The 6,058-nt window shown below is 50.0% G+C and carries 6 protein-coding genes and 1 tRNA gene; 3 read left to right on the forward strand and 4 right to left on the reverse strand.

Translation table 11 applies throughout. The annotated features are described in order from the left end of the window. The first annotated feature begins 13 nt into the window (after nucleotides 1–13). Complete coding sequence (locus tag BLQ17_RS18220) at nucleotides 14–1,345, forward strand: bifunctional folylpolyglutamate synthase/dihydrofolate synthase (protein ID WP_092225473.1); 1,332 nt, start codon at nucleotides 14–16, stop codon at nucleotides 1,343–1,345. Next, the gene (locus BLQ17_RS18225; RefSeq protein WP_092225475.1) at nucleotides 1,345–1,647 is read left to right on the forward strand and encodes an HNH endonuclease; all 303 of its coding nucleotides are present in this window, start codon (nucleotides 1,345–1,347) and stop codon (nucleotides 1,645–1,647) included. The genes BLQ17_RS18220 and BLQ17_RS18225 overlap by 1 nt, the downstream gene beginning before the upstream one ends. Nucleotides 1,648–1,778: 131 nt before the next feature. On the opposite strand, the gene BLQ17_RS18230 is transcribed toward BLQ17_RS18225, so the two are convergent. From BLQ17_RS18230 to BLQ17_RS18240, 3 genes are all read right to left on the reverse strand, one after another. After that, nucleotides 1,779–2,234 carry a universal stress protein gene (locus BLQ17_RS18230; RefSeq protein WP_092225477.1) on the reverse strand — a complete coding sequence of 152 codons (456 nt, stop codon included), beginning with the start codon at nucleotides 2,232–2,234 and terminating at the stop codon, nucleotides 1,779–1,781. Nucleotides 2,235–2,372: 138 nt separating this feature from the next. Beyond that, nucleotides 2,373–3,332 carry a ketopantoate reductase family protein gene (locus tag BLQ17_RS18235; protein ID WP_092225479.1) on the reverse strand — a complete coding sequence of 320 codons (960 nt, stop codon included), beginning with the start codon at nucleotides 3,330–3,332 and terminating at the stop codon, nucleotides 2,373–2,375. A 188-nt stretch (nucleotides 3,333–3,520) separates the two neighbouring features. After that, nucleotides 3,521–4,504: a protein kinase family protein gene (locus BLQ17_RS18240; RefSeq protein ID WP_092225481.1), complete on the reverse strand. Its 984-nt coding sequence runs from the start codon at nucleotides 4,502–4,504 to the stop codon at nucleotides 3,521–3,523. Nucleotides 4,505–5,139: 635 nt separating this feature from the next. Between BLQ17_RS18240 and BLQ17_RS18245 the strand changes: the two genes are divergently transcribed. Beyond that, nucleotides 5,140–5,216: transfer RNA gene (locus BLQ17_RS18245), tRNA-Arg, on the forward strand. A gap of 684 nt (nucleotides 5,217–5,900) precedes the next feature. On the opposite strand, the gene BLQ17_RS18250 is transcribed toward BLQ17_RS18245, so the two are convergent. Then, the coding region (locus tag BLQ17_RS18250; protein ID WP_176761307.1) for an ATP-binding protein at nucleotides 5,901–6,058 on the reverse strand (158 nt) is incomplete at its 5' end.

Below are 6,058 nucleotides of genomic sequence, written 5' to 3' on the forward strand. Positions count from 1 at the left end.
TTCCCCGATAACCATGACATATAATGAAGTGTTAACGCATCTCAACGCGTTGCAGATGCACAAAATCAAGCTTGGTCTTGGTGCCATGCAGTCGTTTCTGGCCAAAGTCGGCCGGCCCGAAACCCGGATAAAGACTGTTCACCTCGCCGGCACTAACGGCAAGGGATCGGTGTGCGCGGCTCTTGCAGAGATTCTGACCCGAAGCGGCTATCGGGTCGGTGTCTACACCTCTCCTCACCTCTCCAGTGTCCGGGAAAGGTTTCGTATAGGCTCCCGCTATATCAGCGAGGAAGAGTTTGGCGGGCTGGGAACAAAAATCTGCGAGGTCCTGGGAGACGAGCAGATAACCTATTTTGAATTTACCACCGCGCTTGGTTTTCTCTGGTTTGCCGAGTCCGATGTCGACCTGGTGCTGCTTGAGACGGGGATGGGGGGGAGGCTTGACGCAACAAATGTTGTCACTCCGCTTGTTTCGGTAATTACCAGTATAAGTATGGACCATGAGGCGTATCTCGGTAATAGTCTGGAAGAGATAGCCGGAGAGAAGGCGGGCATAATAAAACCTGGAGTTCCGGTGGTCTCTTCAGCAACAGACAGCAGGGCGGTGTCGGTTATAAAGACCGTCTGCGGCGAAAAAAATGCCCCCCTGTACATGCTGAAAGAAGATTTCGACTACAGCTGCAACGAAGACGGGAGCTGGTGCTGGAGCGGCAGGGAGCGCTTGGGCTCAATCAGGCTGGACCATCTCCGGTCCGGCAGTCCCAGCCTGGTGCAGCAGGAAAACGAATCGGTAGCGCTTGTGGTTTTGGCGCTGCTTGAACAGCACGGGTTCTCATCTTCACAGGGCGACATTTACAGCGGCATCCGCGAGATGAGGTGGCCCGGAAGAATGGAATATTTCAGCCTGCCTTCCCCTTTTGGTCCGGAGGGAGAACAGCTGCAGGAGGGGGCTGCAGAGCTGCACTATCTTCTCGACGGGGCTCATAATCCCGCCGGAGTCGACAATCTGTCCGACACTCTGAAAAAGGCCTTTGGCGGCAGAGGGCTGATCGGTATCTGGGGGGCGATGTTTGACAAGGATCTGAACGCCACCTTGAAGTCTATCGCGCCTCTGTTCGATACTCTTGTCATAACCAGGCCGGAAGGCGAGCGATCCGCTTCGCCGGAACAGATATACGGGTTGCTGACTCCGGAGCAGCAACAAAAGGCCGAGTGCGTTGCCGATGTGGCAGAGGCGCTGCAAACGGCGCAAAAAAAGGCCGGAGAAAAAGATCTTATCGTTGTCGGTGGTTCCCTTTACCTTATCGGGGCGGTTCGCCGTCTGTTGCGCGGAGAGCTTGCCTGATGGCACACGATTTTCTCGATTTTGATGCTCCTGACGAGACGGAAATCAGACGGGAGAAAGAAAAGGCGAAAGCGCTGAGAAAAACGCGGTGGTGGCAACAGAAAACCGGTCCGGGGATTTGTTATTATTGCAGGAAAAAAGTGCTGTACCGCCAGATTACCATGGACCATCTTGTTCCTCTTGCACGGGGCGGGCGTTCCACCAAGGACAACCTTGTCCCGTGCTGCAAGACCTGCAATAATTTAAAAAAATCGATGATGCCGCTTGAATGGGAAGAATATATGGAAAAGATGAAAAAATAGCGGCATATCTGTGGGGTAAGGGCGTGTGGTTCACCAGGGCTGCCAGGGTACAGTCGGTTTTGGGTTCGCGCTTTGCTGCCAAGTCACGACCAGCTGCCTGCAACTCAGGAAAAAAGTCATGCCAACAGTTCTTACCCGACTATCCATGTGGTGAATCCCTTGGTTTTTCGGGCAAGAGTGTTTGATATCGAACCAAAGAGAAATTCCTCGTTCTTGCTGATACCCCGTTTCCCGACCACCAGGGTGTTGCACTGATGCTTGTCCATGGCATTTAAAATCGCCTGGCTGATGGTTAAGCCGTCCGCCAGCTGGACACTGGTGGTTATCGCCTCCTCGCTTATCCCTAGTTTCGTCAGGTTCGATATCGCCAGCCTGAGGGCTGTTCCTGCCTGGTCCACCATTATCTCCCTGTAGGCATCGAGAGTGCCGCCTTTGGTGTAATAGTCGGGCGGGGGGTCAGGATAAACGTACAGCAGATGTATCGATACTGTATTTGACGCTGACGCTACCTGACCGACATATCGGATGGCGCGTAATGCGTCGTCCGAGTCGTTAACAGCTACAAGTATCTTATGCCAATCGTGCATTGAGGGTACCTCCTGCCTTCATTGTCTCATTTACAATGGTTTTATCCCATAAAACAAATCGGTTACGGCAATAAGGACTCGATATGTCGCGTTCCTCCGGGAACCTGCTCCAGCCTTTATGAGAAGCTTTGGTACAGCTTATCGCTCCATCGGCCACGCCTCCATTAATTTGAGGATAGAGGTCATCATCTGGTGTCTTGGCACCTCTAGTCCGAATTTTTCGGCATAGTTGGCTATGGCACCGCTCTGGGCCTCGATTTCTGTCGGCCGGCCGTTGAGAATATCCTGGAGCATTGACGAGAGATTGTTGGCGCTTTCCTGCACTACTTCCACAAATAGTTCGTAGAGATCGTCAACGATGGGTTCCACTCCTCGTGCCTTGGCTACCATCTCCCCCTCGGCAAGCAATAACTTGACCAGACGTATCGATTCTTCATGCTGCAAAAGCTGGCCGTTTGGTACCTTGAAGACTGACGTTAAAGTGTTGAGCGTTGCGTAGGTGATGACTTTCGCCCACAGTCTGCCGATAATTTTGTGCGACCATTTGGTCGGGATATCGCTGTCGTTGAAAATCTGGCAGATATTTTTCAGCCGGGGGGTGACATCCCCTGTAAGCTCACCAACTTCACCCAGTTCGCCGATAAAGGTAAGGCCACGCCGTCCCCTGCGGACACGTGAGTTGCCCAGTGCCGTGCCGGACATGAACGTGAGTCCTGCGATTATCGCTTTAACCGGAAACATCTCCCGCAAAATGGCCTGATTGCCAAGACCGGTCTGCATGAACACGATGGGGCTGTTTTCCGTCACCAGGTGGGCAACGGATTCGGCGGCGGCTCTGGTGGCAAAAGACTTCACGGTGAGGAGCACCAGGTCGCATTTTTTTATTGTGGCGGCATCGGCAAGAGCTGTGACGGGTACGCTCTCGATGGATTCAAGAGAATCCGACTTGTTGGCCATCACCCCTATCCCGTTGCGCTGCATCTCATCCACCACTGCCGGATTTTTGTCTATCACGGTGACATCGTTTTTACCTTTGACCAACGATGCTCCGAACAGTCTTCCGATTGCGCCGCCGCCGACGATTACTATTTTCATCATGTCCCCCTTGTACCTCTGTTATCTTGTTGACACTTAAAAGTCTTGCAGCCGACCCGGAATGGTCGATTTCAGTTTGAAATAATCTCAATATGCAGCTTGTTTATGGTTTTCTCCTGTTATTATAGCACGCCTCCAACACTGTCTCCAGGCTGCTTAGATTGCATGACCTGCCGTAGCACATGGAATTGTTACCAGATCATATCCATTACCCTGCAAAGATCGTCGTAAAATTCCTTTACCTCATCATACATTACCGTGGTCCCCATGGAAAAATGCAGAAGAAGTTCATTGAGGGGATCCGGTATGTAGGGATATATTTTTTTTAGGTTGAAAATCCTGTCCTGGGAGAGAAGGGCCATATCCTGGGGCTCAAGACTATTGAAAACCTTCTCGCCGAATTGGGGGTTTTGCAGGATAGATTTGGTACGAAAAGTATCCTGGCCCACAAGAAATAAAAGTACGCTGCCAAGTCCCAAAAGGTCGAGCGCAAAAGGCCTTTCCGGCAGGTAGAAATCATAATCGAAATCAATCCACACAAAATGCTGCTTCTTCCGGTCGACAAAAATATGATCACGCCTGATGTCTCCATGCTTGAGCCCGTTCTGGTGTAAATGTATTATTGCGTCGATACTGAGGAGATACCTCTGGAGAACATTGTAAAGATGATTTTCAAGGTAATCCCGGTGATCTTCGCCTAACTTATAGATGTATTTGTCGAGTCTTGTCCCGTTGACGATATCTAAAATGCGTACAAGATTGTCCGCTTCATCAAGGGTAGCGTATCCCTGCATGAATGCATCGTTTCCGCGGGTAAGTTCGATAACCTGCGCTTCCTTTTCCGGATTGCGGTAACACGTAATCTCTATCGGCCCGAGCCTTATCTTGTACGTTTCGTGAAAAACGAGTTTGACAATCTGACGCTGTCCGCTTTCCAGGTCAAGCACCTTGGGAACCCACTGCTTCGGCTGTTCGTCTATGCCGAAACGTCCCTCCTTTGTGTGTCCGACGACCAGAAAATATCGGTTGTCCACATGTATCACATCACCGTAATCAATATTGCCGAAATCGCTGGTGTCGCTGAAAAGTTTAGGCTGATGCCGCAAAGAGCGTAATGCCGGATGCTGCTTCATCCGCGGCAGGATATGTTCGGGAAAGGCGCTCCAGTTTACCATAATCTTTACTTGATCATCTTCCTGGGATAATCTTACCGAATTCTGCGCTGTTGCTGCAGAAAACAGCTCTCGGGGCCATGGTTTGGAAAGGTGACACTGATAATCAAAAACGAATAGCCCGGAATAACAGTGATGGTTTTAGCAAACGACTCAGTCGTGTGACAATTGCCGTCGATTTTCACTGGTTACTAAACGATATCACTTTAATAGCATAGATTTCAAGGCAGGCGGTCACGCAGTAGCATCATCTCTGTATTCCATGATCGGCAACGAAACAGCCAGGGTGATACATTTTCCCTTTCCTAGAGGTTTAGCCATAAAATTTTTGCAGATAAAGAAAAAGCGGCGTGGCCGTAGACAGCAAGGTGCAAATGGCTTGCAACGTGATTTCTGTAAATACCCAGGTGACCTGTAAAAGGTGAGTCGTTTGATTTTTGTACCGAACCATGCTTGAACATGGTGTTGTACTCCCCAGTTAAGCTTGAAGCACAACGAAAAGCTCGCGAGAAACCCTGACTGAAAGTTGACGCGTTTTTGAGGCAGATAAAAACAGGGGGCGCAAAATACTATTAAAACCTTGCATTGGTAAGGGATTGATGTATATTGCATTGCTCTGAACACATCGTTATCAATATGGGCGGGTAGCTCAGCTGGATAGAGTGTCGGCCTCCGAAGCCGAAGGTCATGGGTTCGAATCCCATCTCGCCCACCAGTGATATCAGGCACTTGACGCAATAGTTGTTAAGTGCCTTTTTTGTTCCCCACATTCTTTGTGACTGCCCCCAGCTCCATCTGTTGCTTTTCCCTCTCAAGCGCTCTTATCTGGGCTCTGATACTTTGAGATGGGCCGAAGCTGTAGCCGGAATAAAGGGTAAATCGCCAAACTGCCGGAACGCAAATTCGCTTGGTTTTATACAAGTACTTAGAGAGCTTTCACCGTAAGGATCATGCTTCCTACTTGGAAGGAAAATTTACACGGTGAATTTTGCGTTGACCTGCCCGAGCAGAACTTCTGCGCGCCTTTATCGTTACTGCGGACGACCACAGTAACCGCATTACAAGAATCCAGAATGCGTACGCCACGCATAACACACCAAGAACTGAGATAAATAAATTCTTGGACAGGTACAAAAGGCTTGCTCCTGCAAATCCTATGAGGAGGGGCTTGAGGCGATACAATGAATCAGGTAACCAAAATTTCATAACCTTACTCCCTATTTGGTTTTTTAGGGCAACGTTCGGGTTTGATTACATTATCTTGTAACCAATGCGTATTCCACTGATCCCGGCCGGTGATTCCAGACGATCCCGGCCACTCATTCCACGTGATTCCGGCCACCCATTCCAGATGATCGCGGCCGGGTAGTCGGAGCGAAGCGACGCTGTTATTTGTCCATTACCTCGTTGGTTGCATTGACGTCAAGTTTGCTTTCATTTTTCTCATGGATTCTCCTTTGAGTTTTACTCTGTGTGCACAGTGCACCAGCCTGTCCAGGATGGCGTCTGCAAGGGTCGGATCGCCGATCTGTTCGTGCCAGAGGTCAACAGGTAGCT

The sequence above is a fragment of the Desulforhopalus singaporensis genome (assembly GCF_900104445.1).
GTDB classification, from domain to species: Bacteria; Desulfobacterota; Desulfobulbia; order Desulfobulbales; family Desulfocapsaceae; genus Desulforhopalus_A; species Desulforhopalus_A singaporensis.